The sequence below is a fragment of the Bacteroides fluxus YIT 12057 genome (assembly GCF_000195635.1).
GTDB lineage: Bacteria > Bacteroidota > Bacteroidia > Bacteroidales > Bacteroidaceae > Bacteroides > Bacteroides fluxus.
Genome location: NZ_GL882619.1, coordinates 38,015 through 56,274, shown reverse-complemented (window position 1 = coordinate 56,274; position 18,260 = coordinate 38,015). Strand labels below are relative to the sequence as shown.

Annotated in this window: 20 protein-coding genes, 2 tRNA genes and 2 pseudogenes; 3 read left to right on the top strand and 21 right to left on the bottom strand. The window is 43.3% G+C overall.

The features are described from left to right. Positions 1–65 precede the first annotated feature (65 nt). Positions 66–2,597, bottom strand: coding sequence for an endonuclease MutS2 (locus HMPREF9446_RS04760; RefSeq protein WP_009124292.1), 2,532 nt, complete (start codon positions 2,595–2,597; stop codon positions 66–68). Between the two features lie 134 nt (positions 2,598–2,731). Between HMPREF9446_RS04760 and HMPREF9446_RS04755 the strand changes: the two genes are divergently transcribed. The 3 genes from HMPREF9446_RS04755 (at position 2,732) to HMPREF9446_RS04745 (ending at position 3,690) form a co-directional block, all read left to right on the top strand. Beyond that, positions 2,732–2,816 (top strand) — tRNA-Ser (locus tag HMPREF9446_RS04755). A gap of 305 nt (positions 2,817–3,121) precedes the next feature. Beyond that, positions 3,122–3,445, top strand: a complete 324-nt coding sequence (locus HMPREF9446_RS04750; protein WP_009124291.1) for a thioredoxin family protein — start codon at positions 3,122–3,124, stop codon at positions 3,443–3,445. 157 nt (positions 3,446–3,602) lie between these two features. Then, a tRNA-Ser gene (locus HMPREF9446_RS04745) sits at positions 3,603–3,690 on the top strand. Between the two features lie 138 nt (positions 3,691–3,828). Here HMPREF9446_RS04745 and HMPREF9446_RS18950 read toward each other — a convergent pair. The 20 genes and pseudogenes from HMPREF9446_RS18950 to HMPREF9446_RS04655 all read right to left on the bottom strand — a co-directional run bounded on the left by HMPREF9446_RS18950 (position 3,829) and on the right by HMPREF9446_RS04655 (position 18,137). Continuing rightward, complete coding sequence (locus tag HMPREF9446_RS18950) at positions 3,829–3,975, bottom strand: hypothetical protein (RefSeq protein WP_164511711.1); 147 nt, start codon at positions 3,973–3,975, stop codon at positions 3,829–3,831. Positions 3,976–3,993: 18 nt separating this feature from the next. Further along, the gene (dmpI, locus tag HMPREF9446_RS04740; protein ID WP_009124289.1) at positions 3,994–4,194 is read right to left on the bottom strand and encodes a 4-oxalocrotonate tautomerase DmpI; all 201 of its coding nucleotides are present in this window, start codon (positions 4,192–4,194) and stop codon (positions 3,994–3,996) included. A 29-nt stretch (positions 4,195–4,223) separates the two neighbouring features. Beyond that, positions 4,224–4,577 carry a nuclear transport factor 2 family protein gene (locus tag HMPREF9446_RS04735; protein WP_009124288.1) on the bottom strand — a complete coding sequence of 118 codons (354 nt, stop codon included), beginning with the start codon at positions 4,575–4,577 and terminating at the stop codon, positions 4,224–4,226. 14 nt (positions 4,578–4,591) lie between these two features. After that, positions 4,592–5,449, bottom strand: a complete 858-nt coding sequence (locus tag HMPREF9446_RS04730) for a GNAT family N-acetyltransferase (protein WP_009124287.1) — start codon at positions 5,447–5,449, stop codon at positions 4,592–4,594. Between the two features lie 28 nt (positions 5,450–5,477). Next, positions 5,478–6,044 (bottom strand): flavodoxin family protein, encoded by a 567-nt coding sequence (locus HMPREF9446_RS04725; RefSeq protein WP_009124286.1) that lies wholly within the window; start codon positions 6,042–6,044, stop codon positions 5,478–5,480. Beyond that, positions 6,041–6,553, bottom strand: coding sequence for a GNAT family N-acetyltransferase (locus HMPREF9446_RS04720; protein WP_117596893.1), 513 nt, complete (start codon positions 6,551–6,553; stop codon positions 6,041–6,043). The genes HMPREF9446_RS04725 and HMPREF9446_RS04720 overlap by 4 nt, the downstream gene beginning before the upstream one ends. Positions 6,554–6,555: 2 nt before the next feature. Continuing rightward, positions 6,556–6,843, bottom strand: a complete 288-nt coding sequence (locus tag HMPREF9446_RS18625; protein ID WP_035457600.1) for a YciI family protein — start codon at positions 6,841–6,843, stop codon at positions 6,556–6,558. Between the two features lie 24 nt (positions 6,844–6,867). Then, positions 6,868–7,119, bottom strand: a pseudogene (locus tag HMPREF9446_RS19040) (zinc ribbon domain-containing protein); the annotation flags it as partial. Between the two features lie 303 nt (positions 7,120–7,422). Further along, a complete protein-coding gene (locus HMPREF9446_RS04705; RefSeq protein ID WP_009124283.1) occupies positions 7,423–8,826 on the bottom strand; it encodes a hypothetical protein in 1,404 nt (467 codons plus the stop codon). Positions 8,827–9,032: 206 nt separating this feature from the next. Next, a complete protein-coding gene (locus HMPREF9446_RS04700) occupies positions 9,033–9,989 on the bottom strand; it encodes a toprim domain-containing protein (RefSeq protein WP_039968574.1) in 957 nt (318 codons plus the stop codon). Between the two features lie 212 nt (positions 9,990–10,201). Next, the gene (locus HMPREF9446_RS04695; RefSeq protein WP_009124281.1) at positions 10,202–11,284 is read right to left on the bottom strand and encodes an AAA family ATPase; all 1,083 of its coding nucleotides are present in this window, start codon (positions 11,282–11,284) and stop codon (positions 10,202–10,204) included. Positions 11,285–11,292: 8 nt separating this feature from the next. Further along, a complete protein-coding gene (locus tag HMPREF9446_RS04690; RefSeq protein ID WP_008664960.1) occupies positions 11,293–11,601 on the bottom strand; it encodes a DUF3853 family protein in 309 nt (102 codons plus the stop codon). A 223-nt stretch (positions 11,602–11,824) separates the two neighbouring features. Next, a complete protein-coding gene (locus HMPREF9446_RS04685; protein ID WP_009124280.1) occupies positions 11,825–12,850 on the bottom strand; it encodes a hypothetical protein in 1,026 nt (341 codons plus the stop codon). An 11-nt stretch (positions 12,851–12,861) separates the two neighbouring features. Then, positions 12,862–14,151 (bottom strand): PDDEXK nuclease domain-containing protein, encoded by a 1,290-nt coding sequence (locus HMPREF9446_RS04680; RefSeq protein ID WP_009124279.1) that lies wholly within the window; start codon positions 14,149–14,151, stop codon positions 12,862–12,864. A gap of 65 nt (positions 14,152–14,216) precedes the next feature. Continuing rightward, entirely contained in the window at positions 14,217–15,500 is a 1,284-nt protein-coding gene (locus HMPREF9446_RS04675) for a site-specific integrase (protein ID WP_009124278.1), read from the bottom strand. Between the two features lie 270 nt (positions 15,501–15,770). Beyond that, complete coding sequence (gene arsB / locus HMPREF9446_RS04670; protein WP_009124277.1) at positions 15,771–16,817, bottom strand: ACR3 family arsenite efflux transporter; 1,047 nt, start codon at positions 16,815–16,817, stop codon at positions 15,771–15,773. A 12-nt stretch (positions 16,818–16,829) separates the two neighbouring features. After that, positions 16,830–17,258 carry an arsenate reductase ArsC gene (locus tag HMPREF9446_RS04665; RefSeq protein ID WP_039968570.1) on the bottom strand — a complete coding sequence of 143 codons (429 nt, stop codon included), beginning with the start codon at positions 17,256–17,258 and terminating at the stop codon, positions 16,830–16,832. A 4-nt stretch (positions 17,259–17,262) separates the two neighbouring features. Continuing rightward, positions 17,263–17,571, bottom strand: a complete 309-nt coding sequence (locus HMPREF9446_RS04660) for an arsenic metallochaperone ArsD family protein (protein ID WP_009124275.1) — start codon at positions 17,569–17,571, stop codon at positions 17,263–17,265. A gap of 34 nt (positions 17,572–17,605) precedes the next feature. Next, a pseudogene (locus HMPREF9446_RS18140) lies at positions 17,606–17,746 on the bottom strand (aromatic aminobenezylarsenical efflux permease ArsG family transporter); the annotation flags it as partial. Positions 17,747–17,810: 64 nt separating this feature from the next. After that, the gene (locus HMPREF9446_RS04655) at positions 17,811–18,137 is read right to left on the bottom strand and encodes an ArsR/SmtB family transcription factor (RefSeq protein WP_005800946.1); all 327 of its coding nucleotides are present in this window, start codon (positions 18,135–18,137) and stop codon (positions 17,811–17,813) included. Positions 18,138–18,260 lie beyond the last annotated feature (123 nt).

Genomic DNA, 18,260 nt, shown 5'->3' with positions numbered 1-18,260 from the left:
GATTTAAAGATTTGTTATTTACGGTTGAAATTACTGTTTTATTCATTTTTATTATCGGCTGTCGGCTATTCCAGGTCCACTACCGTGATGCCTGCGCCGCCGAATTGGATGTGCTCGTCGGCAAAATGGCGCACTCCGGGAGTAGTCTGCAGATATTGGCGGATCAGGGTACGCAGGATACCTGTACCGGTGCCGTGCAGGATGCGCACCCGGGACATTCCCACGAGGATGGCATCGTCAATAAAATAGGTAATGGCTTGCAGTGCTTCATCCCCGCGCATGCCGCGGACATCAATGTCTTGTTTGAAGTTCAGCTTTTTTTCATACATGCTGTCCTGCGTCTGGGCGCTGATGTATGTACTTTTGGTAGATACGTCAGCTTGTTTGGGCTGGGCGTTGGTACGTTCCAGTTTATCCAGTTTGACGGTGGTCTTGATACTTCCGAAAGCGACCATGGCATTCTTGCCGTTTATTTCCATTACTTCACCGACAGAAGTTTGCCCTTTGATCCGGACATTACAGCCGGGCACGATGGCAGCCAGACGTTCGGCCTCTTTCCGTGCCTGCAATTCTGCCTGGCCTTGAGCCGACAAGGCTTCTTCCTGGCTCTTTCCTGCTTTTCTTTCCTTTTTCCGGTTCTGCTTTTCTTTCAGCTTCTCCATCTTGCGGGCTATTTTCTCTTCTTGCTCTTTGTCGGCAAAATTCTCCATAGACTTGCGGAAATCAGTCAGTTCTTGGCGCACTTGGCGGGTTTTCTCTTTTTCCGCTTGTGCTTCCTTGATGGTACGTATGGTGTTTTCGATGCGTGAATTGGCTTCCTGCATCAATTGTTCCGCTTCTTCCTTGGCTTTTCGCAGAATCTCCTTACGGGATTTCTGTAATTCTTCGATTTCTGCCTGGTAGCGCTCGATCGTCTCTTCCATGTGCTTCTCGCGCTGGCGGATGGTTTGGCGTTTGCCTTCCCAGTAGCGCTTGTCACGTACAATGTCTTGCAGGTATTTGTCTGCATTGATATATTCGTTGCCGACAATTTCGGAAGCGTCGGCAATGACATCTTCCGGCAGGCCGATTTTGCGGGCGATCTCCACGGCGAATGAACTTCCGGGATTGCCTATCTGAAGTTGGAATAAAGCCTGCATCAAGTGACGGTCATACAGCATGGCTCCGTTTACTACCCCTTCGTGGTCTTCGGCAAAATGCTTCAGATTCTGGTAATGTGTGGTGATGACACCGAAAGTAAGCTTCCGGTTGAAACGCTTCAGCACCGCTTCGGCAATGGCGCCTCCAATCTGGGGCTCCGTTCCGCCGCCGAATTCGTCAATCAGGATGAGGCTGCATTCATTGCAGTTTTTCATCATGATTTTCATGTTCGTAAGATGGGAGGAGTAGGTACTCAGGTCGTCTTCTATAGATTGTTCGTCGCCGATATCGATGAAGATGCTGCTGAATATCCCGGCATGGCTGCGCTCATGCATGGGGATGAGCAGTCCGCATTGCAGCATATATTGCAGCAGTCCCACTGTTTTCAGGCAAACGGACTTGCCACCGGCATTCGGCCCGGAGATGATGAGGATGCGTTGCTTCTCGTTCAATTCGATATCAAGAGGCACCACTTTCTTGTCATGTTTGGCAAGAGATAGTTGCAGTAACGGATGTACGGCCATAGTCCAATCCAATATCTGCCTGTTCTCAAGCGCAGGTTTCAGTCCGGCGGTTTGTTCGGCAAACAAGGCTTTGGCACGTATGAAGTCTATTTCGGCAAGAAATTCGTATGATAACAATACATCGGGGATAGAAGGACGCAGTTGATTGGAGAAATCCGTCAGGATGCGGATAATCTCACGCCGTTCATCTCCTTCCAGTTCACGGATGCGGTTGTTGGCTTCCACTACTTCGGCAGGTTCGATAAAAACCGTTTTTCCACTGGCAGACTCATCGTGTACAATACCTTTGATCTTCCGTTTCAGAGCTGGAGCTACGGGAATGACCAGACGGCCGTCGCGCATGGTGGGGGTAACGTCTTTGTCCACCACTCCCTCGGACTGCGCATTCCTCAGAATACTGTTTAAGGAACGGGAAATGCTTCCCATGGTGTTCGCCAGCTCCCGGCGGATGCGTGCCAGTTCTGTAGAGGCGTTGTCTTTTATCTTGCCGTATGGGGAAAGGATGCCGTTTATTTTTCCAATGAGTTGGGGGAACACGGTGATATCCCCGGCAAGTCGTTTCAGGCAAGGGTAGGGGGAGCCATTTTCTTCTTCATCGTCTTTTTGCAGAAAGCGTACAATGTCACGTATCGTTTCCAGCGAACGGCGTAAGTCGAAAAGTTCCTGTTCGTCTAAATACATACCTTCTACCCGTATTCTTTTTAGGGACGGACGGACATCAAAGAAATATTGTGCGGGGAAATTATCTTCTTCTTGTATGATACGGACAAATTCAGTGACTTGATTCAGACGTTCTTCCACTTCGCTGAAGCGGTCGGAGAATGCCATATCTGTCACTCGTTCTTCGCCTAAAGTACTGAGACATTTCTCTTTCAGTAATTGGCGGATTTGGTCAAAACCTATTTTTTGTTCAAAATTCTGTGGGTATATCATGATGGCGCAAAATTACTGAATAATTCGTTATTAATGCGGGTCTTGCATTTTTTTTATCATTTTGTTTGTAGTATTAAAAAAGGATTGTATCTTTGCACCGCTTTAAGAGAGAAGCATTCCTTAAATGAAGTTTTGGAGAGGTGGCAGAGTGGTCGATTGCGGCGGTCTTGAAAACCGTTGTGCTGCGAGGCACCCGGGGTTCGAATCCCTGTCTCTCCGCTGAACACTAAAGGCAAATGGTGGAAAAGCTAAGGAAAGTCCCGTAGAACTAAGGTTTTACGGGACTTTTTCTATTTTGTCGACAGGCAAGCGAAAGACAAGAAAATGCCCCGTTTGTACAAAGTAGCGTTACTAAATCGTTACTGAAAATCAGACGAAATAAAACAGTAACGATTTTGATGTTAAATTACTGATTGGAAACGGCACGTATAATGGAAAAAATATTGGACTGATTGTCTTGCGATGAAACATTTTCTCTCCGGGTATTGTTGAGAGTATAGTTATTTATTTAAAAGCATACCCATATGGAAGAAAAGAAAGAGACCCGTGAAGAACGGAATAGAGAGGAATTGACAAATGCCGATTGGATAATGGCTGAATTTTATGCTACGTGGTGTCCTCATTGCAAACGCATGCAGCCTATTGTAGAAGAATTCAAGAAATCGGTGGAAGGGGTTCTTGAGGTTGTACAGATTGATGTGGATCAGGAAAGTTCCCTTTCTGACTTCTATGCTATAGATACGGTCCCCACATTTGTATTGATGAGGAAAGGGGAGCAGCTCTGGCGGCAATCCGGAGAACTTACTCTAAAGAGACTGGAGAAAGCGGTGAGAGGTCTTAAGGCTTGAGTGTGAACTTTTCAATGAGGCTACTACCACCTTGCTGATGCCTTCTGTCAGGAATCTCGGGTCGCTCACGATAAAGTTATGTTTGGAGAAAATGATTTTATTTTCTCCAAACATTTGGTAATTCCGAAAACTTAACCTACTTTTGCGACCCGTAAGAGGAGAGATGCTCGAGTGGTTGAAGAGGCACGCCTGGAAAGCGTGTATACCCCTAAAGGGTATCCGGGGTTCGAATCCCCGTCTCTCCGCAATAAATGTTGGAAATCAGCAAATTACAAAACAAACACCCAATTTTACACCCAATAATGTAAAATTGGGTGTTTTTGTATTATTTAAGAAAACTGCCGAGCGACTATGCATTGATCAGTGATTCTTTCCATTTACAATTACCTTATGAAGTCATGAAACAAAATCATACACAACACCATGCCGCTACACTCCGATGCGAGCTGAGCCTCAACGAAAGGTAGCATGAACATGACGATAATTGTGGCGCATAGCCAATAGATATAGTTCTTATTTTCGAATTTCATTATCCATCTATTTGCAAATCAAGATTTATAATTTCGCTTGATTTCGTCAATCGACTTGCCGCCGATACCAAAGTTCTCATCCGGCAATTCCTTAATGGTTACGGTGAAGAACTGCGCCGGAATATGGATTATTTCGGCGGCTGTCGCTGTCAGCCGCTCAATAAGTTCTTTCTTTTGTTCGGCGGTCAATGCTCCGCTTTCAACTGATATGTATGGCATTGTAAAAGTGTTTTGGCATTACAAAACGTCTATTCGATTGGAAGATTGTGTTGCTTCAAGAAACTAAGTTTGTCCCAGTAGCCCCTCTGATATACAATAAGATTGTTTTTGATATGGAAGAAGCCGCAACCACGCAACCCCAATGGGTCTTTCCATTCCAATATAGCCCATTCTCCATCTTCAAAAATATTTTCAACAATACAAACCATTTTAGCCGTTGCGAACTCCCCGGCAAACATCCGGCGTATGGCTTCTTTTCCAGCCACGGGAGCGTTCGCCACCTGATGGTTTACGGCATCGTCCGCATATAGCGCGGCGATTCCCTCCACGTCGGACGCGTTGAAACAATCAATCCATTTCTCCAGTACTTCTTTCGGTGTCATTTGATGTTACATTTTTATAATGTCAAAACCATCTCAAATTGTTTACCGGCGAGGCAAACACCTTTGGACGCGAGAAATGCGTCCAAAGAAGGAGTTGGAGATTCGACATTGATTACTTTTACTATTTCAGATTCAGTCATCTCAATCATTTGTTTTAGCAAGGAAGATGCGACGCCTTTTCTGCGGAAAGTCGGATCAACAGCTATCTGGGTAATGTCACCGGACTTTGGAGAGAAAACACAGTATCCTGACAAAACAGAATCAACCATAGCTCCCAACGTCACCAAATCATCACCTGCTCTCTTAATAGATTCAATGTCATTCTGCCAGGATGGGGTAAAATCATGGAATGATTGGGCTGACAAAATATCTTCAGACTTCAGCGCGACGATGGAGCATTTGGCAGGTTTGTCAGATAGATGGTTAACAACCAGTTGCTTCTTTTGAGTGAAGAAATTAAATTCTCGTAAAATCTCGAAACCGAGACTTTCATATATTTTTAACGCTCTTTTATTATGTTGAAGCACCTCAAGCAAATAATTCTCTATACCGGCATTTTTCAGGAATGGCATAGAGTGCGTAAATATTCTTTTGGCAAGTCCTTGCCCTCTGAACTCTTTTCTTGTACCTGTTCCCGTATCGTATGCAGTAAGTTTGCCATTATAGTATTTACCAATACCATTAAACGTGAACGCCACGATATTGTCATCATAGAATGCACCGAATGATAAAGCCGGATTGAAGCCTCGCCGTTTCAGCATTGACTTCAATTCTGTCTTATCCACGCTGATTTCGTAATCCGAGAAAGCTGACTTGAAAGCCGTATATATTTGCTCGAATGAAATGCCTTCGAGGTTTTTTATTTCAATCATGGGTTACTTGCTATCGGATTCGTTACCATTAATTTAATTTGAACAGGATTGAAGCCATGTTCTGACCGAGATTGCGCATATTGGCAATTCCTTCATTATCTTTAAGAACATCGCCAATTTCTCGCCCATAAACCATGTTCCAGTATGTGGAACCAGCAACTATCATCTCCTTGTTTAAGAAAAAATGATTCATTGTATCGACCGCCGTCATACCTCCGGCACGACGAACGGCGGCAACTGCCACGCCCAGTTTGTGTTTCAATATTCCCGGATTGACAGCAGCGACAACGCCACCTCTGTCCAACAATGCTTTCATTCGAGAGGAAACATCTGCTGAATAAACCGGCGAACCGAGAATTATCCCGTCAGCTCCAACTATTTTGCTAAATACCTCGGCAAAACCGTCTTTGCGGAATACACAATTACCTTTACCTTTACAGGCAAAACAAGCACGGCATGGCTCTATATCGACATCGGCCAATTGGATAAACTCGGTTTCAATACCTCTCTTATTCAGTTCCTCAAATATCGTGCGGATTATGATAGCTGTATTACCATCTTTCCGTGAGCTGCCGTTAATTCCAATTACTTTCATAGTCCTTTGTATTGTTCCATTTCAATGCAATTCCAAGTTTCGCCCAAGCAAGAATAGCTTTCTGTTGTTGGAACAATCACGCGCCTGAATCCGGCAGACTTATAGCAATGGATGGCTGACGGATTATTTTCAAAGACACCGAGTGATACTTTCGTAGCACCAAGCGTCTCAAAAGCATATTTGACTGCCATTGAAACAAGAGTTTTACCAAAACCTTGACCACGTTTTGAATCATCGACAATGACGAATCCCAAGCGTTGTTCCGATGAATCATCTGCCGGAGTGCGCAGGGTGATATATCCCACAATGTTATTGCCATTCAACATTGTCAGGGCGCGTTGACTTTGTCCGTCAATATACCGCTCGTGATAGATATTCATATCTTCTGGTGTGACCGGGTAACACTCATATCTGTCAGCGCACCATTGGCGCATAAGATATTCGTTTTTTAGCCAAGTAGTAATTACATTGGCATCTGTGGGCTGATATGGTCTAAGACTAAGGCGCATCATTATAGAATTGTTTTCAACTCTTCATTGCAAAACATTGTCGGGGTAAATTCCACAATCTGATAGTTGGCAATGTCGTTGATGTGGAACGGATCTTCGGAAATAATAGCATCAACCGCTTCACGGTTGTTGGCTTTTATCATTATCACGCCACCAATGCGAGGGATCTGTGGCCCAGATGTTATGAAATCTCCGATGGCATAATGTTTGGCGAGATATTCACGGTGCGCACTCAGATAGTTATCAACCTCGCTCAACGGCTTTTTGTATGTGAGAATTGCAATAAACATAACGAGTCTATTTTTCCAGCGTTTAAGGTGAGGGAAGAATTGACGCATCATGTCTTTAGCCTGTTCCTGTGTCAAGTTCTGTCCTGACTGTTTGTTTATCTCATCAGTGAATTGGGCGCAGTGGTCAATCATCTGCTCCATAGTCATATCCTGCGCAAACTTGCCATCTTTGTAGCAGTAGATGCAATAATCTTCATTGAGTGTGCCATCGGTATTCGTACCGAGGATTTCGTTTGTTAGCGGCATTCCGCAGCTTTGACAGAATTTTTGTTCCATATCGTTTTCCTTTTCGCCCATCAGTCCAACAGGGTAGGTTATTAAATACAAAAGCGTGGACTACCTATGTCAATCTAACTTGACGGCCCTGAGAAAGCCTATGATGCAGATACAACGATAGCAGCCCACGCTATATGCGTGAGAACCACTATGCTATCTCTTGCATCAAATTTGAAAGGCTCTCAGGTTTTCAAGTTACAAGATGAGCATAACGCTTCTTTTTCTTATGTCTTGGAAAGAGTTGCCCCTATCCGAATGCAAAATTAGTTATTTTATTGATGTTTTGCATTATATAGAGTGGAATTATAGCTTGAATCCTCTACTTTTTCTTGGCTCTTCCGCTGATTGTCGTAAACCTTGCCGGAGTTTCTCCCATTGCTCTTTGAACCATTCGCCTATCGGTTGCCTGTTTATTGTAAGCACCAATTTATTATTATCAACCGAACTTTTCTCAATCTTGAAAATATCGTTCTTTATGTCAAACTTTCGTCTATGCTCTTCGGAATAGATTTTCCCATTGCATCTGATTGCTTCTTTTTTTGTCAAAAGATTGTTTACCATATCTTTGGTAAATCCGATGGCATAGCAGAATTTTTCCATTCTCAACATCTCTTTGAGTAAAGGGAACCAGTTGAACGCTTTTTCAAGAATGGTGTTCAATCGTGATATTTCCTTGTCTTTGATTTCAAGCTCTTGATTATGTATTCCTTGTAGGTTACGAATCTGCTTGCCGTGCTGTTCCTGCATTTGTTGCATCTTGGCTTTTAATTCATCAATACCCTTGTCACGCTTGGCAATTTCATGACGTAAATTCTCATTAGTTTGTTCCAAATCTTTCAATTTTCCGCTTCCGAAAAGAGAACCGACACCGCTTGCTATGGCTGTGGCTGCATCGGTAGCTGCGCTTTTGAGTTTGTCGGTGCGTATTTCCGATTTTACCTGTTTGAGTTCTTGCTCAGCAAGAGTTACCTGCTGCTTCTTGTGCCTTTGGGTTTCCTCTATACGTTGCAGTTCGGCTTTCTGTTTCTTTATGATGAAATCGTTACGTTCCAGATGTTCCTTGCCTGTTTCGGTTTTAGATTGTCCTCGTTCCATCAGGAGAATGTCAGAAGCCAAACTTTGCATTTCGGTCATATCCTCGTCATTGAGTTTACAGCTTTTTCCTGTATCGTGGTTCATCCAATCGAAAACGATATGAGCGTGATAATTCGGCTTGAACCACTTTCCATCAATTTGGAAACTCTCTCTGTCTTCAGCTTCGGGTTGTCCGCTCAGCCAATGTCCTTCATCTTTGTGCAGGAAGATTTGCAGCGGAGTAATACCCCAGCGTTGTTTGCACTCCTCGCCAAATTTATGCACATCTGCCAATGTGGTGTCCGCTCTGATGAGCAACACCCCCTCACGGATAGGTGAACACCCTGCCACCTTGATGATTTTTCCGTTCTTGCCTTTGCGTTCACGTTCTTTCTCCTGCATGGCACGTCCGGTCTTTTCCTTGACCATCCGTTTGATGTTGTCGTAATGTGTCCGCAATTCGGTAGTGCCGAAGTCAGGATTTACCCACTGCTCGTTATTGGTGGAAAGTTTGGAAACGACATAGATTCTGGACTCTCCGATGTTGCGTATGTACTCGGCAGTCCTTCGGTTGTGTGCCTCGCTCGATGCGATGTTGCAAGGCTTGATATGTATGCTTGATTTTGTTGCCATAGTTTTTTTGTTTACATTAGATTACTTTGTTCGCTTCCGCAGTGGGGTTCTTAGGGGTGCAACCCATAAGCGGTGATTGCAAAGAGAGGGTCACTCTTTGCTCGGGGTTCTCAGGGGTGAACGCCCTGAGTGGGTTATTAGGGCAAAGCCCTAATCCCCTCGGGAGAGCCCACAACTACGAAAGCGGAGCGTGTAGTTATAGTGGGCTATAACCGAAAACCGTTCTTCTTTTTCGGTGGCTGGGTGTGCGTCTCTCTTACGGACTGGACTTGCCTGTTTCTTTCAGCCTGTTTCTGTAAGTATTCGTTCAAGTCCTTGCATCCGCTGTAGGTTTGCGAAGCGTCACGGATGTATAAATCCCTGCCGTATTCCATACGAATTTGCCGGAGTGCTTCCATCCCTGCACGGTCATTGTCAAAGAAACAATGTATGCGCTCGTAGCTACCCAACGGATAGAGAGCCTTGCTCACATTCGATACAGAGTTCAATACCATATAATCTTGTCTGTCCAGTTCGGGAAATTTCGGGCAATTTTCCAATCTCAAAGTAAGAAATGAAAGATAGTCCATAAATCCCTCGAACACATAACACGTTTCCCTCGCTTTTCCCGCCTGTCTGATGTGGGAGATTTCCTTAGGGGCAATACAGCCCTTGAAATAACGGTTGCGAATCTCATAGCCGCCCGATATGTTTGGAAAGGCAATGGCGAAATACCGTTTGCCGTTGTTGGTGAAATGAGCTTCGCGGCATTCTCTTTTCGCCAGTTCCGTGTTTATTCCCCTTTCCTGCAAATATGAGAGTAGGGCAGGCGAAGAAAGCGGTACAATCTCCAGTTGTTGAAAACGTGGCTCGGAAGATGACTGCTTGCCAAAAGAGAAAGAATCAGGACGGATATGTGGTGTCTGTTCCGCTATGCGTTCCAATATATAAGGTATATGGTCGGTAGCATATAAGTGTGACGCCAGTTCGATGGTGCCGCCGCCTTTGCCGAGTGCAAAATCATACCATTGGTTACGCTCGATATTTACCTTGAACGAGGCTTCAGTTTCTTCCCTTAACGGTGATTTATACCATAGGTTGATACCCTGTTGTTTGACGGGAGAATATCCCAAACTGTGCAGATAATCTGCTATCCTGATTTGCTTGGCTGTCTGTATATCCATAAGATAATTGTTTGAGTAGTTGGTGAATTGATTTATTTTTCTTTTCGCCCGTACCATTTTAAGAAGTACGGTCTATATAACCACTTCACTAAATTGTCGTATATATAGAATACGGCAATAAAGTGAAGCGGTTTATCCATTCCTTGCATCACTTCGCTTTATCCTTAATATATAGACCCACAGAATGAAGTGAAGCGATTGCAGGTAACGGGTTAATAGTGGAAGTCGGGCATGAATGTGTATTTTCTGCCGTTCTCTTGCACTATCATCCGTTTGTTGCGAAGCATGGTGATGAGCGGTACTGCCTTTTGATGGTTCAGTTTTACACCTATTGACGTATAGCTTTTGATTAAAGCATCTTCCAGTTCCTTGTAACCGTATTCCTCTTTCAGCCCGAAAACGGCTTCCAATGCGATGCGGTGCTGCTGTTCGGTGATATGCCTGTAAGGGTCGAACTTTTCTTCCTCGGGTCTTCCCGGTTTCTTGCTTTCTGTTTTGTAACCCTCTATGAGTTCGGGCAAGGCATTGTCGTTGATGCGAAAGGCAAAAGGCTCGAAATCCATTGCCCGGATGTGCATGGCTGAAACACTGCTTATATCCCCGTTGCTCTTGTCCTTTTCCACCAGCAATACGGTTTCCGCCTTATTGTTTAACTCCGTGCCGATATGCCCTCTCGCATTCTCATCCCCTTTGTTCTGATGCAGTATCGTATGGATGTGTATCTGCCTGTCGTCCGTCCACTGCATCAGTTTGGATATGATGCGTGTGGATTCGCCGGGGCTGTTGATGTCATATACCATGTCACGGATGCCGTCTATGATTACAAGACCAATGTCGGGCGTATTATAGATAGCCTGTTCGACAATCCTGATACGCTGTTCAGGCGTGTATTTCCTCAAAGCGAGAAATTCAAGGTTTTCGCTGTCCCTGTCATCGGGCAAGCCAGCCATCCGTAAAATGCGTTTCATGACTTTCAGGCAATGATAAGGGCTTTGCTCCGTATCAACATAAAGCACTTTCCGCTTCCCGTCGGAGAGCTCTGCCACATACCGCAACACAGTGCCATTCTTCAATGTAGCGGCTACGATAGCCGATACATTGAATGTCTTTTTACTTTTGGCTTTGCCGATGGATGCGCTGAAGTTGCCCAATGTCCCAATGACAGAACCATGCACTTTGAGGATTTCGGGTGCTTTCTCATAACTTTTCGACAGGCTCAAACGTGAGGCTTGCCAAAGGATTACGGCTTCTTCTGCCGATATGTCCTTAATCTCTTTCATATAGTCCATAGCCATACCACCCGTTATTTCCGTCCTCCGGTTTTCTTTCCTGCCAGTTCAAGGGCAAGTTCCGCATCAACGATAATCTTGCGCCCTATTTGCGTAATAGCTTTGTCTATCTTACCGCTTTTCTTTATACGGTTGGCGGTGGGCAGACTACACCCGAACAGTTTGGCAATGCCCAGTATTCCGTACACATATTTTCTTTCTGTGTCCGTAACGGGTCGTGGTTGCGTTTCCGTTTGACCGGAAGCGTGCTTGCTCAGGAATATGAACTCTTCGCCTGTCATCTGCCAGACGGGTTTTAATAATAACTCTTGAAGATTTGTCATCGTTCAATCTATTTAGCCGTTAAACAATCAGCCCTGCGCACTGGCTGTTATCTCTGTTCTCGAACGATGCAAAATTAGGTAGGGGCGTGAGTGGTAAGGATGTGGTTGGTGTAAATGGAATATCCTGTTATTTCTCTGAATATCAAATAATAAAAATACCACTCAAAAATTAATTTGAGTGGTAAAAGTGGTGATTTCGTAAAATGTCAGGACATATCACGGATTATCGGAATATTGCGTCCATTTCTTTAGCGAACTTTTGGTTACTGTCACTTGGAAAATCCGACACCGGTTCCTTGTACTTTGACTTGTAGTAGTTCTCGTCAATATCCAACTGTTTCAGGATTATATTCTTCCATTTATCCCTGTCTTGTTTGGGCAGTCTTTCACTCATCAGGAATATCAGGTAACACACCCGTATTTTTTCTCGTGCCTTGATTTTTAATTCCTTTTTACAGGAGTAGAGGTTCATGTTGGCATAAAAGTCCTGCGTTGCAATATCTTCAAACTGTTCCCCCACACAGACTTTATGAATAAGCGAAAGTAATTCTGCATCGAAATATTCGGGTTGCTCCTTTGGCGCATCCTGCTGTTTCTCTTGCTTGCTCGGTTCATCCGGCTTGTCTTTTGCTACGGGAATATATTTTGCCAATATTTCCATAAAATGAAAACTCAGTTTATAAATATCTCCGCAACAGTTCTCAATGTATTGGAAAGCTTCCTTTCTTGCCTGCCTTTCCAATTCATAAAGCCTTTCCAGTTCTTTTTTTTCCTTCTCATATTCAGCCTTGCAGCGTTCATACTCCTTTTCGGCTTGCTTTTCTTCTGCTGCCGTATGTACCCTATAGCCAATGGAATCATACCTGTTGTATGCTTCATTCAAAGGCTTGCTTAATTTTTGTGTAACCTCCAATTGTGCCTTTATATCAGCGTCATATCTGCCTGCGAAGTTGTAGCATACACGAGAAATTACCTCGTTATCAAACAATGGATGTTTTTCGTAAATCAGTATGTTTTTCTCTATTTCGGTTCTCAGGCTGTTGAGAACTAGAGTATATTGTTCCTTCGGTTTGTCAAGCACCAGTTCAAGGATGGCGGCTTCGAAAGCTTTTGTGTTATTGTATTGCTTGTAGAAGTCCGTGATGAATTTCTGCCTGTCAAAAGAGAAAGTATGGCTGATTAAAAAGTCGTTGTATATCCGATTGAGTTCACCATATTGGGGAATCATAATCTGTATTTCTCCTGCCATATACGCTTGGTTTATGGGTTCTTATCTTTATCAAGAAAGGAAGTCAGTTCTTCCTCCACTTCCTCTATACTTGGCAGAGCCGATTTTAAGTTTTCAGGTATAGCCTTGCTCAACTGGTAATCGCTGATGCCTATCGGCTGGTCGTAGCCTGTCAATGCGTATTGCGCTACAACTTCGTCTTTCCCCTTGCACAGCAACAATCCGATAGTCTTGTTGTCATTCTCTCCCCTCAGTTTGTCGTCCACCACATTGATGTAGAAGTTCAGTTGCCCTGCATACTCCGGTTTGAATGGGGTTGCTTTCAATTCCACTACGATGTATGCGTGCAGGGGGATTGAATACAGAATCAGGTCGGCAAAGAAATCGCTGTTGCCAATTTGAAAGTGTTTTTGTCGGGCAACGAAAGCAAAGCCATTTCCCATTTCCAGCAAGTAACGGGTGACGTGCTTAACCAGTTGTTCTTCTATGTCCCTTTCGTCTGCCTTTTCCTTAGTTCCAGCCAAGTCAAAGATGTATGGGTCTTTCAGAAGGTAATTGGCAAGGTCGCTTTGCGGTGCAGGAAGCGTGACTGTGAAATTATTAACCTTGTTGTTGCTGATTTGTCTGCTATACAGATTGGTTTCAATTTGTATTTTAAGAACATTGCTGCTCCAGCCCATTTCTACGGACTGTTTCATGTACCAATAGCTTACACCCAATGGAAGCGAACTGTTAAGCATAATCACATGGCTCGCCCAATTGGTTTTTGCAACAGGTGATGCCATAAATACGTTTTCTATATCCTTAATTTCCATACGGTAAATGTCGGATACGGTTTTAGCAACATTATGAATTTGTGCAAGAGGTTCTTGCGTGATTGTAATTTCCTTGTTACCAGTAGATTGAATTTGCGCAAGAGGTTCTTGCGTAAATTGCGAATCGTTTAAGTAGTGTACTTCATCTTCAATTTTCTTCACACTTGGAGCTATTAGTTTTGCATCCGTTTCAATGAAATTCTGCAATACTCTCAATGGATATGTTCTTGCAAACTGACACATATAGGTAAGGTTGCGTTCCGAATAGCCTTTCTTTTCAGGGAAATTCAGCCGGATAGCCTTTGCCAACTGTTTGATGGTTTTGCTTCCCCATCCATGCAGTTGCTGATGATAAAGAATATAGTTGCCCATTTTCCAGTAGTGGAACAGCATTTGCGCATTGGCTGCGGTAATCAGCCGTACTTGCGCCTGTTGTATTTCCGAACCGACAGCATTTATAAATGCGTCAAAGTTCGTCTTTTCTATGTTATGTCCGTTGTTGCTCATCTTATGATATTTTCAGAATACAAATATACTTCAATGGTGGTAATCTATGAAACTAATTGATACTTTTATAGTTGATTAAACTTGTTCATGGCGTTTGCCCTGATGTCATCCGCTATGTCAATGTAGGGCTTCATGGCTTTGTAATCACTGTGTCCAGTCCATTTCATAACCACCGGTGCCGGAATTCCGAGTGCCAACGCATTACAGATGAAAGTCTTTCTTCCGGCATGGGTACTTAACAATGCGTATTTGGGTGTGACTTCATCTATGCGCTCATTTCCCTTGTAGTAGGTTTCCCGTACAGGTTCGTTGATTTCTGCCAGTTCACCCAGTTCTTTCAGATAATCGTTCATCTTCTGATTGCTTATGACAGGCAATGCCATGTGGTTCTCGAAATGAACATCCTTGTATTTTTCAAGAATGGCTTTGCTGTGGTCGTTCAGTTCGATTATCAGGCTGTCCGCAGTCTTGACTGTGGTGACTTCAATGTGGTCGGGTTTAATATCACTTCTTTTAAGGTTACGAACATCCGAATATCGTAAACTCGTGAAGCAGCAGAACAGAAAGACATCCCTGACACGTTCCAAATACTGTTTGTCATGCGGTATATGATAATCTTTCAGTTTGTTCAGTTCATCCCATGTCAGGAATATTACCTTTTTAGGGGTTGTTTTCAATTTGGGTTTGAATGCGTCGTATGCAATGTTCTGATGATGTCCTTTTTTGAAGCTCCAACGCAGGAACCATTTGAGAAATCCCATTTGTTTACCGATGGTGCTGTTTCTCATGTCCTTTTTGTCACGCAAGAAATTGACATACTCATTTAGCCCGAATTCGTTGAAGTATTCAAAGGTTACATCCTCCTTGAACTCTTTGATGTGATTTCTCACCGCTGCAAATTTCTCGTATGTGGATGCCGTCCAATTATTCTGGTTGCCACACTCTTTTACAAACTCATCAAACACTTCCCAAAAACTAATCGGTGCTTCTTCCTGTTGTTCTTCACTGCTCTCTTTCATCCGCAGATTGAACGCATCCTTTAGCTGTTGGGTGGTGGGCATGGTTTCCTGCACCTCAAACTCCTTGAACACGTTTTGCATTTCGGCATAGTATTTCAGCAAGTCTGCATTGATTTCGGATGCGCTTTGTTTCAGCTTGTTGGTGCATCCGTTCTTTACCCGTTGTTTGTCGGCATCCCATTTGGCTACGTCAATCCGGTAGCCTGTTGTAAACTCGATGCGTTGGCTTGCGTATATGACACGCATACGGATAGGCACGTTCTCTACGATTGGCACACCGTTCTTCTTCCGGCTCTCCAATGCAAAAATGATGTTACGTTTGATATTCATAATTGGGTGCGTTTGAAATTCTACACCCAAATATACACCCAAAAATTGAAATAGCAAAAGGCATTTAGAAAGATTTAGATTTACTCTGCATTGTAGATAATATATGATTATCAATGATTTGCAATTTTATGATATTTTCTGAAAGCGTAGGTTCGGGAGCCCGTCTCTCCGCAAAGCCGGGAGTTCTGCAAGAAAGATATTTGCAAAACTTCCGGCTTTTTTATTTAGTTGTCTGAAATGGTTAAATCCATAGCTTGCATAACTCTTAATTTATTTTGTAGCCGGAAACCAACTTCGTGTGTTATTGGCAATCCTTACTAACATCAACATCACCGGGACTTCGACCAATACACCCACTACCGTAGCTAAAGCGGCTCCGGATTGTAAACCGAAAAGGGAAATAGCTACAGCAACCGCCAATTCAAAGAAATTACTTGCCCCGATCATTCCGGCAGGTGCGGCAACATCATGGGGTAATTTCCACCATTTCGCCCAACCGTAAGCAATGAAGAATATCAGAACCGTTTGCAATACAAGCGGAACAGCAATCAGTAAGATATGCAGAGGATTGTTCAGTATCGTTTCTCCTTGAAATGAAAACAGGATAATAAGCGTCAATAGCAACCCACCTACCGTATAATTATTAAATTTCTTAATAAATACATTATTGAAATATTCCACCCCTTTGCGGCGGATAACCATCATGCGGGTAATGACTCCGGCAGCAAGTGGTATCACAACAAACAGCCCTACGGACAGCAACAGAGTGTCCCACGGGATAGATACGCCGCCAACTCCCAGCAGGAAAGCGACGATAGGGGCAAATGCTACCAATATGATTAAATCGTTCACTGCCACTTGTACCAGCGTATAAGCGGCATCCCCTTTAGTAAGGTAACTCCACACGAACACCATAGCTGTACAAGGTGCAGCCCCTAATAATACCGCCCCGGCTAAATATTCTTCGGCTAATCCGGCAGGTATAAAGGCTTTGAAAACCACATAGAAGAATAAATAAGCTATTCCGAACATGGTAAATGGCTTTATCAGCCAATTGGTAACGCAAGTGACTATTATTCCTTTCGGACGCTTGCCGACATTCTTGACACTTTGAAAATCCACTTTTAGCATCATCGGATAAATCATTAACCAAATCAAGATTGCCACGGGTATAGACACGTTGGCATATTCAAATTTGCTTAATGTTTGCGGAATTGCCGGAAGCCATTGTCCCACAGCGATTCCAATAATGATGCACAAGGCAACCCAGATAGTCAGGTATTTTTCAAAAAATCCAATTCCTTGTTTCTTTTCCATAACAACAACTATTTAGCTTAATTGCGGTTTTAATTCGTTCTGGTAGAAATCATAGAAGCGGGCTTTTATTTCATCCCGTACCCGATGAAATTCACTGTTTATAAACTCCGGCGTTCCGGTTGCTTCCGAGGGGTCGTCAAATCCTATATGCAGCCTGTTTCTTACTTCACCCGTAAACATCGGGCAGCTTTCGTTTGCCCCACCGCAGACCGTAATAACATAGTCCCATTCCTGCCCTATATATAGGTTTACACTTTTAGGGGTATGGCGGGTTAAATCTATACCCATTTCATCCATAACCTTTACTGCCATCGGATTAACCTTTTCAGCGGGTTTGGTTCCTGCTGAATAGACATCCAGTTTATTGTCAAATGATTGTAAAAAGCCGTGTGCCATTTGGCTGCGGCAGCTATTTCCTGTACAAAGAATTAAAATCTTCATGTTTTTAGTTATTTTTCCAAGTTATCAGGGCGGCATTGCCCTTTGACAATTCTTCTACTTTCTTAATCCAAACCAATTCATTTTGCGCCTTTGCCCGCAAGAAAGAATTTTCGGTGTCAGTTAATGACAAGCAAGCATTCACGACCCACCATTTATTATTAATCCCGGCACGTTGTAAATCCATTTGCAAGCGTTCGGCTTCAAATACAGTTTCAATAACAACCGCAATACGCATTAATTCCGGGTCGATATTGGTCCCACAAAGATCCGTAGGGCAACACATTGCCGGGTCGAAAATTTCTATCTTTTTCATGCTGTTTTTATTTTAAATGATACTCTGTTTTTATTTATAGATAAAAGACTACTGCATAATAAATACCTACCGCAATAAAGAGGATGGCAACTATTTTACGAAACCATTTCTCGAATATTTGCATCCGGTTGTAAAATTTACCCAGTCCGGCAACACTGTACGCTAGAATCCATGTTAAAGTTAATATGATAATCGTGATTCGTAGAACTACGAACAATTATATCAAAAAAAAGGTGCTGCTATTCACAGCACGATGTACCTTTACATTTGCAGTCTCCTAAAAAAGCAGCAAACAATTTTCGGGCAAGTTCCCAGTTCTCCCGGTTTATACAATACCGGACTTTTGGCGTTTCTATTTCACCTTGAATTAAGCCAGCTTCTTTCAGTTCTTTCAAATGCTGTGAAACAGTTGCTTTGGCGATAGGCAGTTCTTCGTGAATATCACCGAAGAAACAACTGTCTTGTTTTGCCAAAAAAGCAAGAATAGCCATCCGTGCCGGATGCCCCATTGCTTTGGCGAAACGAGCAATCTGTTCCTGTTCTGTTGTGTACTGTTTCTCTTTCATTTCAATATTCTTTTCTTATTTGTTGTTCGCAAAACTACGAACACTCTTTTTAATAACCAAATAATACGTGTGTTTTTTGGGGATGGGTGCAAGTATCTATCTATAATAGACAAGTATCTATCT

What these genes read in the sequence shown, in the direction of transcription:
- HMPREF9446_RS04685 (WP_009124280.1), bottom strand. Translation starts at nt 12,850, where the DNA reads ATGGCAGGAGAAATACAGATTATGATTCCCCAATATGGTGAACTCAAT.
- arsB (WP_009124277.1), bottom strand. Translation starts at nt 16,817, where the DNA reads ATGGAAAAGAAACAAGGAATTGGATTTTTTGAAAAATACCTGACTATC.
- HMPREF9446_RS04700 (WP_039968574.1), bottom strand. Translation starts at nt 9,989, where the DNA reads ATGGATATACAGACAGCCAAGCAAATCAGGATAGCAGATTATCTGCAC.
- HMPREF9446_RS04680 (WP_009124279.1), bottom strand. Translation starts at nt 14,151, where the DNA reads ATGAGCAACAACGGACATAACATAGAAAAGACGAACTTTGACGCATTT.
- HMPREF9446_RS04760 (WP_009124292.1), bottom strand. Translation starts at nt 2,597, where the DNA reads ATGATATACCCACAGAATTTTGAACAAAAAATAGGTTTTGACCAAATC.
- HMPREF9446_RS04660 (WP_009124275.1), bottom strand. Translation starts at nt 17,571, where the DNA reads ATGAAAAAGATAGAAATTTTCGACCCGGCAATGTGTTGCCCTACGGAT.
- HMPREF9446_RS04725 (WP_009124286.1), bottom strand. Translation starts at nt 6,044, where the DNA reads ATGAAAGTAATTGGAATTAACGGCAGCTCACGGAAAGATGGTAATACA.
- HMPREF9446_RS04720 (WP_117596893.1), bottom strand. Translation starts at nt 6,553, where the DNA reads ATGCGCCTTAGTCTTAGACCATATCAGCCCACAGATGCCAATGTAATT.
- HMPREF9446_RS18625 (WP_035457600.1), bottom strand. Translation starts at nt 6,843, where the DNA reads ATGTTTATTGCAATTCTCACATACAAAAAGCCGTTGAGCGAGGTTGAT.
- HMPREF9446_RS04750 (WP_009124291.1), top strand. Translation starts at nt 3,122, where the DNA reads ATGGAAGAAAAGAAAGAGACCCGTGAAGAACGGAATAGAGAGGAATTG.
- HMPREF9446_RS04695 (WP_009124281.1), bottom strand. Translation starts at nt 11,284, where the DNA reads ATGGCTATGGACTATATGAAAGAGATTAAGGACATATCGGCAGAAGAA.
- dmpI (WP_009124289.1), bottom strand. Translation starts at nt 4,194, where the DNA reads ATGCCATACATATCAGTTGAAAGCGGAGCATTGACCGCCGAACAAAAG.
- HMPREF9446_RS04735 (WP_009124288.1), bottom strand. Translation starts at nt 4,577, where the DNA reads ATGACACCGAAAGAAGTACTGGAGAAATGGATTGATTGTTTCAACGCG.
- HMPREF9446_RS04655 (WP_005800946.1), bottom strand. Translation starts at nt 18,137, where the DNA reads ATGAAAGAGAAACAGTACACAACAGAACAGGAACAGATTGCTCGTTTC.
- HMPREF9446_RS04675 (WP_009124278.1), bottom strand. Translation starts at nt 15,500, where the DNA reads ATGAATATCAAACGTAACATCATTTTTGCATTGGAGAGCCGGAAGAAG.
- HMPREF9446_RS04690 (WP_008664960.1), bottom strand. Translation starts at nt 11,601, where the DNA reads ATGACAAATCTTCAAGAGTTATTATTAAAACCCGTCTGGCAGATGACA.
- HMPREF9446_RS18950 (WP_164511711.1), bottom strand. Translation starts at nt 3,975, where the DNA reads ATGAAATTCGAAAATAAGAACTATATCTATTGGCTATGCGCCACAATT.
- HMPREF9446_RS04705 (WP_009124283.1), bottom strand. Translation starts at nt 8,826, where the DNA reads ATGGCAACAAAATCAAGCATACATATCAAGCCTTGCAACATCGCATCG.
- HMPREF9446_RS04730 (WP_009124287.1), bottom strand. Translation starts at nt 5,449, where the DNA reads ATGATTGAAATAAAAAACCTCGAAGGCATTTCATTCGAGCAAATATAT.
- HMPREF9446_RS04665 (WP_039968570.1), bottom strand. Translation starts at nt 17,258, where the DNA reads ATGAAGATTTTAATTCTTTGTACAGGAAATAGCTGCCGCAGCCAAATG.